This is a genomic window from Sphingobacterium alimentarium (genome assembly GCF_004342685.1).
GTDB classification, from domain to species: domain Bacteria; phylum Bacteroidota; class Bacteroidia; order Sphingobacteriales; family Sphingobacteriaceae; genus Sphingobacterium; species Sphingobacterium alimentarium.
The window spans coordinates 183,968-200,171 of sequence record NZ_SMBZ01000001.1 but is presented as its reverse complement, the minus strand read 5'-3'; the positions used below and the strand labels follow the sequence as shown (position 1 = coordinate 200,171).

General features: G+C 38.2%; 17 protein-coding genes. 7 read left to right on the top strand and 10 right to left on the bottom strand.

Annotated elements, in window-relative coordinates; translation table 11 throughout:
* Nucleotides 1–130 precede the first annotated feature (130 nt).
* From brnQ to EDC17_RS00910, 5 genes are all read right to left on the bottom strand, one after another.
* Complete coding sequence (gene brnQ / locus EDC17_RS00930; protein ID WP_132776007.1) at nt 131–1,414, bottom strand: branched-chain amino acid transport system II carrier protein; 1,284 nt, start codon at nt 1,412–1,414, stop codon at nt 131–133.
* Nucleotides 1,415–1,424: 10 nt separating this feature from the next.
* A complete protein-coding gene (gene folP / locus EDC17_RS00925) occupies nt 1,425–2,264 on the bottom strand; it encodes a dihydropteroate synthase (RefSeq protein ID WP_132776005.1) in 840 nt (279 codons plus the stop codon).
* Between the two features lie 65 nt (nt 2,265–2,329).
* Nucleotides 2,330–2,809 (bottom strand): DUF4920 domain-containing protein, encoded by a 480-nt coding sequence (locus EDC17_RS00920; RefSeq protein ID WP_132776003.1) that lies wholly within the window; start codon nt 2,807–2,809, stop codon nt 2,330–2,332.
* Nucleotides 2,810–2,821: 12 nt separating this feature from the next.
* Nucleotides 2,822–3,403, bottom strand: a complete 582-nt coding sequence (locus tag EDC17_RS00915) for an L-threonylcarbamoyladenylate synthase (protein ID WP_132776001.1) — start codon at nt 3,401–3,403, stop codon at nt 2,822–2,824.
* 12 nt (nt 3,404–3,415) lie between these two features.
* Nucleotides 3,416–4,237, bottom strand: a complete 822-nt coding sequence (locus EDC17_RS00910; RefSeq protein ID WP_132775999.1) for a 2,3,4,5-tetrahydropyridine-2,6-dicarboxylate N-succinyltransferase — start codon at nt 4,235–4,237, stop codon at nt 3,416–3,418.
* A 108-nt stretch (nt 4,238–4,345) separates the two neighbouring features.
* On the opposite strand from EDC17_RS00910, the gene EDC17_RS00905 reads away from it, so the two are divergent.
* Nucleotides 4,346–4,753 (top strand): RNA-binding S4 domain-containing protein, encoded by a 408-nt coding sequence (locus EDC17_RS00905; protein ID WP_132775997.1) that lies wholly within the window; start codon nt 4,346–4,348, stop codon nt 4,751–4,753.
* Here EDC17_RS00905 and EDC17_RS00900 read toward each other — a convergent pair.
* Together EDC17_RS00900 and EDC17_RS00895 are read right to left on the bottom strand one after the other, a co-directional pair.
* A complete protein-coding gene (locus tag EDC17_RS00900) occupies nt 4,750–5,340 on the bottom strand; it encodes a tetratricopeptide repeat protein (RefSeq protein ID WP_132775995.1) in 591 nt (196 codons plus the stop codon). The two genes, EDC17_RS00905 and EDC17_RS00900, sit on opposite strands and share 4 nt — an antisense overlap.
* 82 nt (nt 5,341–5,422) lie before the next feature.
* Nucleotides 5,423–6,709, bottom strand: coding sequence for a citrate synthase (locus EDC17_RS00895; protein ID WP_132775993.1), 1,287 nt, complete (start codon nt 6,707–6,709; stop codon nt 5,423–5,425).
* A gap of 214 nt (nt 6,710–6,923) precedes the next feature.
* Here EDC17_RS00895 and EDC17_RS00890 point away from each other — a divergent pair, with 214 nt between their 5' ends.
* Together EDC17_RS00890 and EDC17_RS00885 are read left to right on the top strand one after the other, a co-directional pair.
* Entirely contained in the window at nt 6,924–7,298 is a 375-nt protein-coding gene (locus EDC17_RS00890; RefSeq protein WP_243645932.1) for a BlaI/MecI/CopY family transcriptional regulator, read from the top strand.
* 4 nt (nt 7,299–7,302) lie between these two features.
* Nucleotides 7,303–9,594, top strand: a complete 2,292-nt coding sequence (locus EDC17_RS00885) for a M56 family metallopeptidase (protein ID WP_132775991.1) — start codon at nt 7,303–7,305, stop codon at nt 9,592–9,594.
* Between the two features lie 104 nt (nt 9,595–9,698).
* Here EDC17_RS00885 and EDC17_RS00880 read toward each other — a convergent pair whose 3' ends face one another.
* The 3 genes from EDC17_RS00880 to EDC17_RS00870 all read right to left on the bottom strand — a co-directional run bounded on the left by EDC17_RS00880 (nt 9,699) and on the right by EDC17_RS00870 (nt 12,465).
* Entirely contained in the window at nt 9,699–10,346 is a 648-nt protein-coding gene (locus tag EDC17_RS00880) for a carbonic anhydrase (protein ID WP_132775989.1), read from the bottom strand.
* 73 nt (nt 10,347–10,419) lie between these two features.
* A complete protein-coding gene (locus tag EDC17_RS00875) occupies nt 10,420–11,985 on the bottom strand; it encodes a SulP family inorganic anion transporter (protein WP_132775987.1) in 1,566 nt (521 codons plus the stop codon).
* Nucleotides 11,986–12,105: 120 nt separating this feature from the next.
* Entirely contained in the window at nt 12,106–12,465 is a 360-nt protein-coding gene (locus EDC17_RS00870) for a hypothetical protein (RefSeq protein ID WP_132775985.1), read from the bottom strand.
* Nucleotides 12,466–12,656: 191 nt separating this feature from the next.
* Here EDC17_RS00870 and EDC17_RS00865 point away from each other — a divergent pair, with 191 nt between their 5' ends.
* The 4 genes from EDC17_RS00865 to EDC17_RS00850 all read left to right on the top strand — a co-directional run bounded on the left by EDC17_RS00865 (nt 12,657) and on the right by EDC17_RS00850 (nt 16,203).
* Nucleotides 12,657–14,204, top strand: a complete 1,548-nt coding sequence (locus tag EDC17_RS00865) for a helicase HerA-like domain-containing protein (protein ID WP_243645931.1) — start codon at nt 12,657–12,659, stop codon at nt 14,202–14,204.
* Nucleotides 14,205–14,239: 35 nt separating this feature from the next.
* Complete coding sequence (locus EDC17_RS00860; protein ID WP_132775981.1) at nt 14,240–15,151, top strand: nucleotidyltransferase family protein; 912 nt, start codon at nt 14,240–14,242, stop codon at nt 15,149–15,151.
* A gap of 68 nt (nt 15,152–15,219) precedes the next feature.
* Nucleotides 15,220–15,909 (top strand): TIGR02117 family protein, encoded by a 690-nt coding sequence (locus EDC17_RS00855; protein WP_132775979.1) that lies wholly within the window; start codon nt 15,220–15,222, stop codon nt 15,907–15,909.
* Between the two features lie 78 nt (nt 15,910–15,987).
* On the top strand, nt 15,988–16,203 hold the full coding sequence (locus EDC17_RS00850) for a hypothetical protein (RefSeq protein WP_132775977.1): 216 nt from the start codon (nt 15,988–15,990) through the stop codon (nt 16,201–16,203).
* The last annotated feature ends 1 nt before the right edge of the window (nt 16,204 follow it).

The window sequence follows — 16,204 nt, the reverse complement described above, 5'->3', positions numbered from 1 at the left end:
TTAGACTTTGTTAATCCTACATCGGCTATCAAGCCGGGTAGTACCGTGAGATAGTCTCACCAGGATAAATATTAGAAAGGGCTTACATATTGATTATGTAGGCCCTTTCTTTTTAGCATATATTTTTATATTAAACCTGTTGGACTTGACGTTTACTGATAAGGAGACCGACAATAAAACCAATAATGGAAGGCACTAACCAACCTAAATCGACATCTGCAAGAGGCAATTTTTGGTATAAATCAGCATTCCACCAGCCCAACATAATACCTAAACTCATGAATGCAATCAGCGTGGAAGCAATCAAAGCGCCGATATATGGGACTTTACTTTTGATAAATCCACCAAAAATAATGATATAAAGTACTATTGTAATGGCTATTGGATAAACAAATGCCAAAGGTGGATAAGCGAATTGAATGATTTTGTCTACACCTAGAATGGCTAATGTTCCCGAAAATATACAACAGATGGTTACTAATAATTTGTAGCTTAATTTTCCTCCTGTCAATTCGGAAAAGAAAGATCCTACGGCAGATGTCAGTGCGATGGAAGTGGTGAGACAAGCCAATGCAATACATATGCCTATAGGCACCATACCATAATCACCCAATGTACTCTTTGCGATATGAATTAATAGCGCGGAACGACTTATTTCTTTGTCTGCCACGCCTGATGTCGCACCTAAGTAAACTAAGCCACCGTATATGAAAATCAAACATACCGAAGAGATAATCCCAGATGATATAACGACTGTACTTTTTTCCGCTGACTTGTTGTATCCTTTGACTTGTGCAGCTGCAATAATAATACCCGCAAATACCAAGGAAGCCAACATATCGACAGTTTGGTATCCTTCGACAAAACCAAATTTAAAAGATTCTGTGGCAGATAACTCAGTCGTCGCATAATCACCGATAGGATTTAGAATTCCGATTAAGATTAATGCAAAAAGCAAAACTAATAATATGGGGGTAAGGATATTTCCAATGATATCGACAACTTTAGAAGGGGAAATACTCAAGGCCAAGGTCAGACCAAAGAAAAGGACAGAAAACAATATGGGACTGAACGAAGGGAAATTTGGTAGAATACCAATTTCGAATGTAGTAGCCCCTGTTCTAGGAATTGCAATTAAAGGACCTATACAAAGCATAATAATAGTTCCTAAAATCGGTGCCAAGAGTGGGTGAATCCGATTTCCCAAGTCGTAAATGGTATTGCCTGATTTGACTACGGATAAAATTCCCAAGAAGGGTAAAATAATGCCTGTAAGTCCAAAGGCAATAATAGTAATCAACGTATGGGATCCTACTTGTAATCCTATAAATGGTGGTAACAATAAATTCCCCGCCCCAAAAAACATGGCAAATAAGGCGAAGCCAATGGTCAAAATATCCTGTCTTCTCTTCATTAATATATATTTAGAACAATAATTGTGTTAGTTGTTTTGCTTCATGGACATCATGTACGCGCAAAATTTGTACACCTCGGTCCAATAATAACGTGTTCAATGCTGTCGTGGCATTTAATGATTCTTGAGGAGTGATGCCTAACTTTTTGTAAATCATCGATTTTCGAGAGATGCCCCCTAAAATAGGCAATCCATGGTAATGAAGTTCATTTACACGGAATAATAATTCATAATTTTGCTCGATCGTCTTTGCAAAGCCATATCCTGGGTCTAATATAATATCTTTTACGCCAAGACTGCGCAAAGTAGAAATCTTATTTCCCAAATCTACTGCCACATCATGGACTACATCCTCATATGTTGTCAGTTGCTGCATAATTTCGGGAGTGCCACGCATATGCATCAAGACATAAGGGACCTGCAGATCAGCTACTGTACGAAACATATTATCGTCCAACGACCCGCCTGAGATGTCATTAATCATGTGTGCGCCCGCAAGGATAGCCGCTTTTGCGACTTCAGCGCGAAAGGTATCGATAGACAAAGGGATGTGTGGGAAGGTTGTTACTAAATCTTCGATGATTGGAATAGCTCTGTCGATTTCTTCAGCGGCAGAAATAAGTGCTGCTCCTGGTCGCGACGAATAAGCACCCACATCAATAATATCCACGCCTGCTTCGACAAGTTTAGTTGCATGCTCCAGCGCACTGCTGCGTGTGCTATGCTGACCGCCATCAAAAAATGAATCCGGCGTAACGTTGAGAATACCCATAATTAAGGGCGTCTCGAAGGTTATTAGTGAACCGTTTAGATTAATAGATTGACAAGGATAGGGTTTAAGCTTGTTCATAAGTGTAAAAATAGAAAAAAGGCTGTAATATTCACTACAGCCTTTCCTCAATATGGTACAAATTACTATTTTACCACCAAAACACCATCAGCAACGATGTTTATATCTGTTTTTGGTTGTGTTATTTTAGCAATTTCTTCTGCGCTTTTTCCAGCATCTTCTGCATTATGCTGTAACTGTTTTACGGAAAGTTCTTTGATTTTAGCTGTTCCTTCTAATACTACTTTTTTGCCCACTAGGTCTGCAGGAACAAAATATCCGTAATCTTTAAAACGAACCATAATAGGGTCTTCTTCACCTTCACGTTTCAGTGTTAAGAAACATCCTTTTTTCTTACATACACCTATTACTTCGCCTTCTATTTTACCTTTATATTCTTTTTTGGATTTTAAAGTATTTTGTAATTTTTCGACCGAAATGGCTTTTTTACCATCGATAGCTTTGCCATATTGCACGCCAACTTTAGCTGGTTTTATATTCTCCTGTGCTAAAGTTACAGTTACCATTGCGATCAAGATCGCACATAGACTAAGAATTTTTTTCATGTTATTACTTTTTTATTTACGTATAAAATCAAATTTTCCTGATGGATCCAACTTCATAATGATAGAAGGTTTGCCTTTAGCAGGATTTTGTTGATCAAATTTAACAATATAATCTACACCATTTTTTATTTCCTCGGAAATTTCGTCAAAGTTTGTCGCTGTCGGCTGACCACTGATATTTGCCGAAGTAGAAATAATAGGTTTTCTAAATCGCTGTAGTAATTGTTGGCAAAACGGGTGGTTGACAACACGGATTCCTATGCTGCCATCTTCTGCTATCGCATTGGGTGCTAGATTTTTTGCATCCGAATAGATGATAGTCAATGGTCGATCCGTAGCTTCGATCAGTTCGTATGCTACTTCTGGAATTTCCCGTACATAGCTCGCCAATTGATTGTCATTGTGCAATAGGACCAGCATGGTTTTATTTTTATCCCTTCCCTTGAGCGCAAAAACCTTTTCTACCGCTTCTGCATTGGTCGCATCACAGCCTATTCCCCAGATCGTATCGGTAGGATAGAGGATAAGGCCTCCATTTTTCAAGATCTCTAAGGCTTGATTGATATCCTCTCGGTCAATAAATGTCTGTGCCATTCTGAGTATCAATTATACAGCGACATTATGCTCGCGCAAAGCGTCATTTAATGAGGTTTTTTTGTCTGTGGATTCTTTACGTTGACCAATAATCAAAGCACAAGGAACTTGATATTCTCCTGCAGGGAATTTTTTGGTATACGATCCAGGAATTACCACCGAACGAGCAGGGACGTATCCTTTGTATTCGATAGGTTCGGGGCCCGACACATCGATGATTTTTGTTGAGGCTGTCAATACCACATTGGCACCTAATACCGCTTCTGACTCTACGCGAACACCTTCTACTACGATAGCACGTGAGCCAACGAAAACATTATCTTCGATAATTACTGGAGATGCTTGAACCGGTTCCAATACACCACCGATGCCTACACCACCTGACAAGTGTACATTTTTGCCAATCTGTGCACATGAACCTACTGTCGCCCAAGTGTCGACCATCGTACCTTCATCTACAAAAGCACCAATATTCACATATGAAGGCATCATTATCACGCCTTTGGCAAGATAAGCGCCATAGCGTGCAGAAGCACCAGGTACCACGCGTACACCCAATTCTTTATAATTCGTTTTTAACTTCATCTTATCGTGATATACGAAAGGTGCATTTTCAATCACTTTCATGTCACGAATAGGGAAATATAAAATCACTGCTTTTTTGATCCAGTCATTGACATGCCAACGGTTACCAAGAGGTTCGGCTACACGCAACTCACCATTATCTAATTTCATAATGATGGTTTGTACAGCTTCAAAATATTCTTTATTTCCTAATAATTGTCTGTCTTCCCAAGCTTCTTCGATTAATTTTTGAAGTTTTTGTATTTCCATTTTATCTTATTATAAACCACTAAATATTAACACAAATATGCTCATTTTTATCCAAATGAATATAGGTTAATGTTCATTATTTTGGAGAGAATATGGTAAATTTGAATTATGGCAAAGGAATTGGAAAAATTACGTATCGATAAATATTTGTGGGCTATCCGAGTTTTCAAAACACGCAGTCTGGCGACAGAAGCGTGCAAAGCCGGGCGTGTCAAATTGAACGGACAGAATATAAAACCTTCTTATGTGGTGAAAGTCGGGGAAACTTATTCAGTTCAAAAAGGTATTGAACGTAAGTTGATTCATGTGAGTGCGCTGCTTGAGCGTAGGGTAGATGCCAAAACAGCTGTACAACATTATGAAGACCATACACCTGTAGAAGAAACCTACGGATTCAAATCTGTATTCCATGCGCCAATACTTAAACGCGATCGTGGTGCAGGTCGGCCTACCAAGCGTGATCGTCGCGAGATCGATGACCTGCAAAGTAGTGAATGGTGGGAAAAAGAAGATTAGCCTACCTTCTGCAGTACCCAATCGATGTATTTATCTTTCTGCTGTAAATTGTTCAGGATGGAATCTGCCGTACCTAAATCTTGAGCCTTTGCTTTGTGTTCTTCTAAAATAGTTTTTGCTTGGCTGCTATCGCCCTTTAAAAAATGCAATTGACCAATCTCCAGTATGATCATACTTTTATTAGCGTCACTGGTACTTGTCAATCTTTCCTCAAATTTCTTGAGACCTTCGCTGTAGGCTTGCTTTGCCTCATCGGGCTTGTTGGTTTTGTCTAGTAGCATTCCTTTGATGGTAAATGCTTCGGCATACGGTTGAATTTTTATTAAATCGTCAATGGCCAAAATAGCTTTGTCGTATTGTTTTAGCGAAATAAGTGCGTTAGCTTTATTTTGATGTGCAAGCGCATATTGAGGATTTTTGTCTGTAGCCAAACTAAAATATATGAGCGCACTGTCCTTTAGGTTTTGTTGAAAGAATTGAGTGCCTTTGTTATTTATTTCTATAGCTTCTTTCTTGTAATTGGGTTGGTTACAACCTTGAAATACAAGCAATAATAACGAAAAGAGGTATATAGATTTTAACTTCATTTGGGCTCAGTATTTTATTAAATGTATAAAAAAAAGGCAGAATATACATATTCTACCTTTTTAATATTTTAGTAATTACTAATTATCTGTTTTTAAGATCCACATACTCACGGTCTGTCTCGCCAATATAAACTTGTCTTGGACGACCGATAGGCTCTTTATTGTCACGCATTTCTTTCCATTGACCGATCCATCCTGGTAGACGGCCTAAAGCAAATAATACAGTGAACATTTCGGAATTGAATCCTAATGCACGGTATATAATACCCGAATAGAAGTCAACATTTGGATATAATTTTCTGTCGATGAAGTATTGATCTTCTAAGGCCGCTTTTTCAAGACCTTTAGCGATATCCAATACTGGATCTTTAACACCTAATTTTTCCAACACTTCGTCCGCTGCTTTTTTAATGATTTTAGCACGAGGGTCGAAGTTTTTGTACACGCGGTGACCGAAGCCCATTAGACGGAAAGGATCGTTTTTGTCTTTCGCTTTGTCCAAATATTTTTGCACATCCCCGCCATCGTTTTTGATGTCTTCGAGCATCTCGATTACTGCTTGATTAGCACCACCGTGTAAAGGTCCCCACAAAGCATTGATACCTGCAGAGATCGATGCGTATAGATTGGCATTGGATGAACCTACGATACGTACAGTCGATGTCGAACAGTTTTGCTCGTGATCAGCGTGAAGAATTAACAATACACGCATTGCGTCTAATACCGCATCATCAAAGATTTTGTCACAGTTCACCTCACCGAAAATCATATTCATGAAGTTGTCAATATATCCTAAATCTTTTTTCGGATATACTACCGGGTGACCTAATGATTTCTTTTGAATCCAAGATACGATAGTTGGCATTTTACCAATCAAATTGACGATAGTTTGGTATTCTTCCTCTTCCGTTTGGTTGGGATTCAAAGACTCAGGGTAGAATGCTGATAATGCACCTACTAAGCATGAAAGTTGTCCCATTGGATGCGATTTCGAAGGGAAACCAGCGAAGAAATTTTTCATGTCTTCGTGCACCAACATTTGAGCTTTAATATCTGATCTAAATTTTTCTAATACAGCTTGAGTAGGCAATTCACCATAGATTAGCAAATAGGCTACTTCCAAGAATGTGGATTTCTCAGCTAATTCTTCGATTTTGTATCCACGATATTTTAGTACCCCTTTTTCACCATCCAAAAAAGTAATAGCACTCTTTGTTGCTCCGGTATTTTTGAATCCTGGGTCTAATGTAATATATCCTGATTGGTCTCTTAATTTTGAAATATCAATAGCACTCTCGTTTTCTGTTCCCGTAATTACAGACAACTCAAACGTCTTGCCATTTAAAGTAATAGATGCTGTTTCCGACATAATCAATTTTCTTGTGTTGTCACAAATTTAAAAAAATGTGTGAGATTATACCATGAGTATACGTGAATTATTGACATTTATGAGTCATAAAAGTGATACATAATTTTTGATAAACGCTTGATTATCTATTTCCGTCAAAAAATGTTAAATATTTACGTAAAATTTGTAGTATTACGAAAAAATCGTAGATTAGTATTTGATATATTAACATACCATGATGAATCTAGAAAAATTAACGATACAAGAAGAAGAAGCGATGTTGTCTATTTGGCATTTGAAGGGCGGTTTTGTAAAAGAAATCTTGGATAATATGAAGCCTGAAGAACAAGTGCCTTATACCACTTTGGCTTCTACGATAAAGAATCTCGAACGGAAAGGATATGTGAAAGCCGTGAAATATGCGAATGCGAAGCGATATGAGCCAATTATTACTTTAGAGCAGTATCGCGCCACTTTTATGAATTCCTTTGTAGGTGATTACTTCAAAAATTCGTACAAAGAGATGGTTTCATTCTTTATTAAGGAAGAAAAACTGAGTGAAAGCGAACTCAAAGAACTGTTGGATATGATTAAGCATACAAAATCCTAGAAGTATGGAAAATTTACTAACCTATATCCTTCAAGTCAACCTATTATTATCGCTCCTATTTATTGGTTATGCCTTTCTGCTGAAAGGAATGACTTTCTATACCCTCAATAGAATTTATTTTTTATTGGGAAGTCTTTATGCCTTTGTTTATCCGTTTGTTGACGTTAAAACATGGTTTGCCAAACGAGAAATCGTAGAAGCTGTGTATCTTCCACAATTTTTTCCAGCGGACATGTTGCTAGGATCGGAGAGCCCTCAAGCTTTGACGCTAATCGATATATGTATCGGGGCAATAGGACTTGTTAGTATGATTTTTATTTTTAAGTTTATCGTGCAGCTATTCAGTCTATTACGGATTCATAGCCATTCAAAGGATGCTATTTGGAATTCATTCACTTTCCGTAATGTGCTATTTCCGGTAGTGCCGTTTTCATTTTTTGACAAGATATATTTACATAAAGAGCAACATCAGGACGCTGAGTTGCAAGACATTTTCGCGCACGAGACTATCCACGTGAGAGGCCATCACACGATAGACATCTTGCTGTTCGAAATAATATTGATGGTTTGTTGGTACAATCCCTTCGTATGGCTAATGCGCAAAGCTGTACGTCAAAATTTAGAATTCCTGACCGATCAACAGGTGCTAGATAAAGGTATGGACAGACAGACCTATCAATATTCGTTGCTACATGTCACCCAGCAAGGAGCTGCGTTGGACATTGGTAATCAATTTAATTTTAAAACTTTAAAAAAGCGCATTATGATGATGAACAAAAAACGCTCATCCAAACTGGAGTTGAGCAAATATGCTTTCTTATTGCCTGTACTTTTGATCGCAGGAATGTCCTTTACGGTAAGTAAAGCGGAGTCGGGCATCGAAAGTATAGTGGAAATCGCAAAAGATACTCCTTTGGATGTTCCTTTGATACTTAAATCTGATCCAACAAAAGATGAAATTTTACCAATCAAAAAGACATTATTTCATGATAGAGATGGTCATTCCATTAATGATTCAGTAGGATATGTTTTAGATGATAAATTAGTATCTATAGAAGAATTGAAAAGTCTACAAGCAAGGGATATAGAAACTATTATTATAAATACTAATAATGAGCTAACAGAAAAGTTTGGTAAAAAATCGCTTGTGAATATTAAAACAAAGAAGTATGCAGGTACTTTAGGTACACCAAGTCAATTTACAGAGTTTATTATAAAAGAACAGGACGGTTTGATTGTAAAGGGAGGGGCAATTAAATCCCAGACCAGAAACAATGAAAAACAACGTATAGTTGAAATTTCTGGTCTGTCATTTCATACATATTCTCCAAGTCAAAAAGACACCACTAAACAAATAACAATAAATAGTGATCAGATAAGACGAGTAAAAAGCCGAAATGAAATTGATCCTAACAAAAACTTCGTGTATATCTATGATCACAACGTGATAAGCAAAGAGAAATTCTATAAGATTCCAGAAAAGGAATTGAATTCTATTTCTGTAGGATTAGGTCAGAGTATTCTTCAAGGAAGGTATAGCGATCAGATTTCTAATCGTAATGATTATGATGGTTTTGTGTCAGCTAGTTCTTCCGCCGAATTGGCCAGACTTGAGCAAGAGAGAAAGAAGGCGCTGATAATTGTGGATGGCAAGGAAGCTCCAGCTGAGTATGATATAAATGCTTTATCTCCCGATAATATTGAATCAATCTCTGTATTAAAGAATGAAAATGCGACTTTGTTATACGGTGATAAGGGGAAAGACGGTGTGATAGTAATCAAAACTAAAAAGGGAAATACCTCTTCTGCTAATAGTGAAGTAAAGGATTCAGGCTCGTTTTTCAGAGTTGATGATAACGATTCTGATACTAAATCTAGGAGATTAAAAATAGGAGATAGCGCTTCCTTAAATAAGAATTTGATGATTACATCACCTAATAATTCAATGATAATTGTTAGAGGAAAGGCAGTAAGTACAGATAAGAAACCTTTAATAATTGTTGATGGTGTTAAGAAAGATTTAAATTTTGACATCCATTCCTTGGACCAAGATAATATAGCATCTATTTCAGTGCTAAAGAATCAAAGTACAAATGGTATATATGGCGATAAAGGGAAGAATGGAGTTCTTAACATTACTGCAAAAGATAATCCCAGCAAAGAAATCGTAATTAGAGGATACACTACAAAAAGTGATAAAAAAGATGCGAATAATACAAAAACAAATAGTTCGCTCAAAGAAGTGGTGGTAAAAGGCTACAGCGTTAATAGCGCCAAAAAGGATTCTATCAAATAGTTTCAAACAGCTTAAAGCAAGGCGTGATTTGTAAATTACCCTTCTTTCAAATCAAAAAGCGCCCAAATATTGAGCGCTTTTTGATTTAATTATAGTGGTGAATCCTATTTATAAGCGAATACTTCACCTAGATCTTCGTTATTTGTGAAAGTACATCCCAAATCAGTCAATTCGCCAGTACCAATGTTGATAACCATACCATGAATAGCTAGATCATCACGATCTTTCCATGCATTTTGCACGATAGAGGTTGTGCAAAGGTTGAAAACTTGTTCCTTTACGTTCAATTCAATTAGACGATTTACTTTATCTTCATGGTTTTCGATAGCATCGATTTCTGCTGCATGCAAACGATATACATCTTTAATATGGCACAACCAGTTGTCAATAACACCGAACTGCTGACGGCTCAATGATGCTGCTACACCACCACAACCGTAGTGACCGGCGATGATTACGTGTTTTACTTTTAATACATTCACCGCGTAGTCTAATACAGATAGCATGCTCATATCCGAGTGAATGACCATATTAGCAATATTTCGGTGTACAAAAACTTCTCCTGGTTTTTTACCTGTGATTTCATTCGCTGGTACTCTACTGTCAGCACAACCAATCCACAATACTTCAGGACTTTGTCCTTTTGCTAATTGTTGAAATCTTCCAGACTCGTCCTTTTTAACGAAATCAACCCACTCTCTGTTACCTTGTAATATTTTCTCGAAACCTAATTCTAATTCCTTGTTACCCATTGATATATAATTTTATATAGCGTCTCCATCTAAGAGACCAAGTTAAAGCTTTTGTATTTAATTTTTTAAAAATTTAAACTATCTTTTGCAGTTTGTTTTTCGAACGAACGGACTTTCGTTTGTAGGTGACCTCTTGCATTTCTATGTCTAAACCTTTGCTCATTGCATTTTGTTCGAAATCTTTTAAAACTTCGAGCACGTCCTTGTCTATAAATTTGCTGTTCTCACCATTGATCACCACCTTTTCTACCGATCGAGGAAGGCTGTATAGCTTTTGCTGAATGGGTACTTTATTCAAGAATGACACCTCTTCAGCAAGTGTAAGTACCGCTGTTTGCTCTTCCGTAATCTCAAATTTGTACGCGTTTTGCATATTGGCGCGTAAGATATAGCATGTAGCGACTACGATACCGATACCCACACCCATTAACAAATCCGTGAACACAATCGCTACCACAGTGATCGTAAAAGGAATGAATTGATCTAATCCTTTTCTGAACATTTGTTGGAATAACGCCGGTTTAGCTAATTTATATCCTGTGTGCAAAAGAATTGCTGCCAAACATGCTAATGGTATTAAATTGATGATGCTAGGGATAGCTAATAAGGCGATAAGTAACCATACACCATGCAATATAGCTGATTGACGTGTACGACCGCCCGCATTGACATTGGCCGAAGAGCGCACGATAACTGATGTCATCGGTAGACCGCCCAAGAAACCTGATGTCATATTACCAACACCTTGTGCAACTAGCTCACGATTGGTAGGCGAATTTCTTTTAAAGGGATCCAATTTGTCTACCGCTTCCAAACTTAATAAGGTTTCTAAACTTGCAATAATAGCAAGCGTGAATGCAACAATCCACACTTCTTTGTTAAGAATTTCTCCGAAATTTGGGAATACAAATAGACCTTGGAATTCAGCTAAACTGGATACTGTAGGGATAGATACGAAATGTGTCGGAAATAAGGCGAAGCTTGTTCCTTGAAAAATATAGCCAAATCCTACACCAATCAAAACGACTACCAATGGGGCAGGCATCTTGTTCAGGTATTTGATGGACGGCCAATATATCAGAACCAATAGGGACAGCAGACAGATAATCGTTGCTCCCCAATTGATGCTTGAGAACACCGTGTTGGCAAAGGCAGAGATACCGCCGCCATTTTCCACGTCGAAGGCATTGCTTTCAGTCATACCAAAGGCTAAAGGCAATTGCTTTAGAATAATAGTGATACCAATCGCCGCAAGCATACCTAGAATGACAGATGATGGAAAATAATTTCCGATCATACCTGCTTTTACTATACCTAAGACCAGTTGAATTACGCCTGATAATACGACCGCTAATAAGAATGTTTCATAAGCGCCTAATTTAGTAATGGCTCCAAAAACAATCACTGTCAATCCTGCCGCAGGACCACTCACACTTAGTGAAGAGCCTGAGATAGCACCTACGACTATACCACCAATTACCCCTGTCAATACACCAGCAAATAGTGGGGCTCCAGATGCCATCGCGATACCCAAACATAAAGGTAAAGCAACCAGGAACACAACTATAGATGCTGGAAAGTCATATTTTAAGTCTCTTTTCGAAAGTTTAAGAAAAGCAGACGTACGAGTTCCTAACATAATATTTAGAAATGTTAAAGTTTATCAATAAAAATTAAATAAGGATCATCACGATAGTGCATACAATTGCCAACGCAACTGCACAACATTGTTTATACCCTAAAACGAAATAAAGATAAATTAACAGTTAGGAGGCGGGGTAGGTACTTTGGGGTGAAAGCTACAGATGGATTTTTCGTTTCTCAAATAATTTCTTTGCTTACCGCTGTTTTCTACAGTCGGATAGAAACTCAAATCGATAGCTTCTGGTTTGAATATTTTGATACCATGTTCGTGTAAATCTTCGTTGTTGGTTGTTGTGTTTTTAGCAGCGGTTTCAATCTCCAACTGCATAACGACCTGAAGCACTGTTCCTTTGTCAAGGATGTCGACAAACATAGGGGTAGTGGCAATGAGCATCTTTGTGAAAAACACAAAGAAACATAGCTTAGCTGCTAATATCCTTTTGGCTTTATCAAACATAGAGTATCTGCTCATCATAGTGTCAAAAATACATATCTTAAAGTAAAAACCAAATTAAAAGGAAATTAAGTTGCGAAAAAATGACAAAAACAAGATTAAATTTTAAATAAAATCTTTTTTTGCAATTAAATTTTTGCACTTTCGACGGAGTTATTTGAAATAAGGATTTTTGTATCTTTACTTCTTACGAGTCAAAAAATTATATAACTATGGTACAAGACTTCATCCAAAAAGTCACTACTTCGTACAGTCCAAAGGGGGAGTATATCCAACTGGGTTCGGGAATATTAAATGGTGAAGTCGTTACAGACGCAAAAGTCAATCTCGCTCTGAAGATGATGAATCGCCACGGCCTGATTGCGGGCGCAACCGGTACTGGTAAAACCCGTACACTGCAGCTTATCGCCGAGCAGCTCTCGGATAAGGGCGTACCGGTGTTTATGCTCGATGTGAAAGGAGATTTGTCTGGATTAGCCGAGGAAGGAAAAACCAATGATGCATTGATCGAACGTGGTAATGCGGTAGGTATTCCGTTTGTTCCAGCGAGTTTCCCGGTCGAAATCTTTTCGTTGACAGGCAAGTTAGGGTCATCGATGCGGTTGACGGTAGAAGATTTCGGGCCGATTATGTTAGCCAGAATCTTAGACCTCAATGATACACAGACGGGCGTATTGAGTGTGATTTTCAAATACAGCCAAGATAATAATCTCCCGATAGTAGATTTTGCCGATCTGAAAAGGTTATTATCCTACCTGTCGGATGGTGCGGGAGCGGAGGAAATTAAAGATGATTATGGAAAGATAAGTACTGCCAGCTCGGGTGCTATATTGCGTAAGATCGTCGCATTAGAGCAGCAAGGTGTTTCGGATATATTCGGAGAAAAAGAATTTGATATACAAGACTTATTTGGTCGTGTAGATGGTAAAGGGGTGATTACGCTATTGAATATTTCGGATATTCAAGACCAGACTTTATTATATTCTACTTTTTTGTTGAGTTTGTTGTCTCAGCTTTTCAAGAAACTTCCGGAAGTGGGGGATCTCGACAAACCAAAATTGGTGTTTTTCCTAGACGAAGCGCATTTGCTATTTAATGGTGCTTCAAAAGCATTCTTAACTCAAATCGAGCAAATTATTCGATTAATACGTTCCAAAGGCGTGGGTGTATTTTTCTGTACGCAGGCTGCCACGGATGTTTCCGAAAGTGTGCTCAGTCAATTGGGGAATCGCGTACAGCATGCGCTGAGAGCTTTCACTCCGAATGATGCTGAAAATCTACGGAAAACGGTCAAGACGTATCCTACATCTCAATTTTATGAGATTGACAAAGTTCTTACTTCTCTGGGGACGGGGCAGGCTTTAATCACGGTGTTGAATGACAAGGGTATTCCGACGGAGGTGGTGGCCACGCATTTGGTGCCTGCTCGCGCAATCATGGGACCGTGCAATCCAGCATTGTATGAACAGGTGGTGCGCTCTTCGGACTTTTATGGTAAATATCAGGAACGTGTAGGGCGACGTACAGCCTCGGAGATTCTCGAAGAAAAGGAGGCGCATGACAAGCAAATGGCGGCCAAAGAAAAAGAGCTGGCTGAAGCGCAAAAGCAATCGCAACGGACGCGCAGTAGTAGTTCGCGTCGGCAGACACCACTGGAAGCGGCTCAAACTCAAGCTAGTCGAACGTTAGCGCGAGAAGGCGTCAAGCTGTTGGGCAAGTTGGCAACGGGAATATTAAATGCATTCTTTAAAAAGAAATAGTATATTTGCCAAAAATAAAATTATTTACTTTCAATATGGGAAAACCTACTTTATTAGTGCTTGCTGCGGGAATGGCTAGTCGATATGGATCTTTGAAACAAGTGGACGGTTTCGGTCCTCATGGTGAGACGATTATAGATTATTCTATTTATGATGCTATACAGGCAGGCTTTGGAAAAGTGGTATTTATAATTCGTGAAGAGTTTGAAGAAGTAATGCGTTCCAAATTTGAGGAGAAATTGGCCGGCAAGATTGAAGTTGATTTTGCTTTTCAAGATTTTGACTTATCCAAATTTGGTGTAGACCGCGTAATAGAACGTACGAAGCCTTGGGGTACTGCACATGCGGTAATGAGTGCAAAAGATAAAATTGATGGTCCCTTTTGCGTGATTAATGCGGATGATTTTTATGGTACGGATGCTTTCGAAAAGATGGCAAAATTCCTTACCGAGGAGGTCTCCGATACACACATGTCATTGATGGGTTTTGAAGTCGGCAATACCATGTCCGATTATGGCTACGTATCACGCGGCGTATGTGAAGTAAGCCCTGCTGGTAATATGGAGTCTGTAAACGAACGTACAAATATATACTATACAGGAGAAGGTGATGATCGCAAAATCGTGTACAAAGAAGACGATGTAGAACATGACTTGGATCCACAAACGCGTGTTTCGATGAATTTTTGGGGTTTTTCGCCAAAGGTTTTTCAAGTATGTTTAGATTTATTCCCAGCTTTTGTTGAAGAGAATGCAGACAATCCAAAAGCGGAGTTCTTTATTCCTTCTATACCAGATTATATGGTGAAAAATAATATGGCTGATTTTAAAGTAATTCCTACCTCTTCCAAATGGTTTGGTGTTACCTATCCAGAAGACAAGACAATCGTTCAGGAAAGTATCTCCGCGCTTGTTGCTCAAGGAACTTATCCAGAAAAACTTTTCTAAGCGGGAATTATTTTTCTACAAAATATAAAGTGCAAGACTTATCTTGCACTTTTTTTATGACTTAAATTATGAAATTCCTAAAAATGTTGCTGTATATCTTAGGTATATTCTTTCTAATTGTTGTCGTCTACTTTGGGGCCGATGCGGTGCTATCACGTATTCCAGCTGACTCAACGAATTCTTCCGAAGGAGGAGCAACCTATAGCATATATCTACTGTCTAATGATGTTCATACAGACATTGTTTTTCCGACTACATCAAGCCTGATGGATTGGCGCAGTGTTTTTCCTCCAGAAAATACCCTAGGTAAAAATTCTGACTATGATTGGATAGCCGTAGGCTGGGGAGATAAAGGATTCTATCTGAATACTCCGGAATGGAAAGATCTGTCTTTCAAAACGGCCTTTGTGGCCGCTGTAGGGATAGGCGAGACGGCATTGCATGTGACTTATCATCCACAAATGATAGAAGATAACCTATGTTATAAAGTAGAAGTGACAGAAGAACAATACCGTATACTAATACAGCATGTGTTAGAAAGTCTGGAAACTGTAGACGATAAGAAGTCAATTCTAATCAAGACAACAGCACAGTATGGAGATTCAGACGCTTTCTATGAGGCAATGGGTTCGTATAGTATGTTCTATTCCTGCAATACATGGACTAATGAAGCACTAAAAAAAGCGAAGCTTCCATCAGGAATCTGGACTGTTTTTGATAAGGGTATTTTGAGACATTATGGATATAGAAAACAGTAATTTGTAACAATAGTTTTATCTTAAATTCACTGAAAACAAGAAAGTTATATTTTATATTTGTTAGGTAAATCTAGCGTTATGGACTTTTATAGAACTTTTGGAAGAATAGCCCGGTTTGGATTGGCGGTAGCCTTATTCTTTACGGCCATTCATTATGTGGAGGATACCATGTTAGACATTAAGATCGTAGAGATAGCGAAGGAAATAAAAGGAGAAATTTCACTACAGTTAGACGATATGGATGTTAAATTGGCATTCCATTCTAATAAATTAATATTGTCTATAGAAGCTTAGT